The organism is Loigolactobacillus backii (genome assembly GCF_003946275.1).
Taxonomy (GTDB): domain Bacteria; phylum Bacillota; class Bacilli; order Lactobacillales; family Lactobacillaceae; genus Loigolactobacillus; species Loigolactobacillus backii.
This window is the reverse complement of sequence record NZ_RHNQ01000127.1, coordinates 1-1,757: the sequence shown is the minus strand read 5'-3', so window position 1 is coordinate 1,757 and position 1,757 is coordinate 1. Positions and strand designations below refer to the sequence as shown.

At 37.4% G+C, this 1,757-nt stretch carries 3 protein-coding genes and 1 pseudogene; all 4 read right to left on the bottom strand.

What is annotated here, in order from left to right:
- Nucleotides 1-41 precede the first annotated feature (41 nt).
- Nucleotides 42-722: a zeta toxin family protein gene (locus tag EKM61_RS11825; protein WP_068377380.1), complete on the bottom strand. Its 681-nt coding sequence runs from the start codon at nucleotides 720-722 to the stop codon at nucleotides 42-44.
- Nucleotides 719-904 (bottom strand): hypothetical protein, encoded by a 186-nt coding sequence (locus EKM61_RS11820; protein WP_010620892.1) that lies wholly within the window; start codon nucleotides 902-904, stop codon nucleotides 719-721. The genes EKM61_RS11825 and EKM61_RS11820 overlap by 4 nt, the downstream gene beginning before the upstream one ends.
- Nucleotides 905-950: 46 nt before the next feature.
- On the bottom strand, nucleotides 951-1,232 hold the full coding sequence (locus EKM61_RS11815) for a type II toxin-antitoxin system RelB/DinJ family antitoxin (protein ID WP_010014831.1): 282 nt from the start codon (nucleotides 1,230-1,232) through the stop codon (nucleotides 951-953).
- 404 nt (nucleotides 1,233-1,636) lie between these two features.
- Nucleotides 1,637-1,757, bottom strand: a pseudogene (locus tag EKM61_RS11805) (replication initiator protein A); the annotation flags it as partial.

The window sequence follows — 1,757 nt, the reverse complement described above, 5'->3', positions numbered from 1 at the left end:
TGTTAACGCCCATAAACCGGATAAATTAAAAAACGATCAACCTAATAACTAGGCCGATCGTTTTTATTTTCAGGATTGTTTTTTGGCTTTACTTCTGGGTTTTGATCTGCAAAATTTTGTAACTGCTTTTGCACCTTTTCTGGATAAGTAATATTTTGGTTTATCCAAGGAAAATGCCTCAAATCGTTCTTAAAAACTTGTCCCTTCTCTCTTGCATAAACAGAGGTAAACTTTTCGCTATTATCATAGATCATGACCTTATCAGATTTAAAGGCCACTAATGGCAAATTATGTTTGGATTGCTGATAACGTTTCTTGATCGTTGCTACTGGAACACCGTGACCACCTTTTTGTACCCGTTCGTTGACCCTTTGGATAGCTAAATTTTCATCTCGCAAAGCAACATATAATAAAGTCACTTCAAAGCCATTTTTGTGAGCTTTGTCAATCAAATTGAGTTGAACTTTGCCTCTACCTGCCAGTGTTGTTTCTACGTGAATACTTTGCTGGTGATCTAAAGCATAGTGTAGTTGTTTGATTTCTTCTTTCATAGCTTTCAAGTTGTCACTATCTTTATGCCAATCGCCACCCATTTGTCTTAAAAGTTCATCAGCGTTAATCCGTTTTGTTTTGTCAAACAAGATGGGAAATGTATCGTATAGCGTACTTTTTCCTGCTCCGTTAATACCAGCAACAATTATATATTGGGGTTTATCTATCAACGGACAAAGTCCTTTCGCTTAATAACCTCATCTTGCCTTTTATCTAAAAAGTAGGTATATAAAGCGTCATATACTTTGCGCTTTTCTGGATCTGGCTCATGTAATGACTTATCAAGTAAATCTTTTAAATCAGTTTCTTTGGCAATTTCAAAAAAGTCATTAATTGTGATTGTATCTTTCATGTTCATCACACTTCCAAGTTATTAATTTATTTAATCTGATAAGCCATTAGTCCTCATCTGGATCATTGAGCCAATCAGCGACTTCTTTAGCGTCTTTGAACTCTGTTACTGGTGTCTCTTTGGTAGCCTTTAAAAGGCTTAAATTAGCTCTTTCGGCTTCGCTCAGGGCTGGTTTAAACGGTAATGCTGCGTCAGCTACGATCCGCTTATAAAACATATTGATCGCGGTAGTTGGGTTTAGACCTAACTGGCTTAAAACGGCTTCGGTATTATCTGCCAATTCTTTGTCAATCTGGACTTGTACGCGTTTCTTTTCCTTAACTGCCATGATTTTCTCGCCCCCCCTTTATTACTACTCACATTATACTAATCTTTGAGTACCATCTCAATTAGCCTGCTTCTTTAAAAGTTGTGAATTTAAGTTTGCTGTCCTTTCCGCAATGGCACTTATACAACGTTCCTAAAGTGCCCGTAAGCGCATTTTAAAACTCGTTTAATATAATTATGCTCTATCTGTTTAAAACAGCTTAAATGGCCTTATATAGCTTTTTAGTTTTAAGCACGCTCATCGTTAGGGTGTTTGGCCGCATATTCTCTAGCCGCTTGTTTATTCCACCAAGCGCCAATTCAGCCACTCAAGGTGTCTATTTTTGCTTCTAAGCGATTTTAAAGCGATTTTAATATAATTATTCATGTAACACTTAAAACGGCTTAAATGAGCTTATACGGCGTTTAATTCCAAGAACGCTCATTGTCAGTGTTCTGTTCTTCGGGGTGTTTGGCCGCATATTCTCTAGCCGCTTGTTTATTCCACCAAACGCCAAATAGGTTTTGCATGGTGCCGTACAAGTAG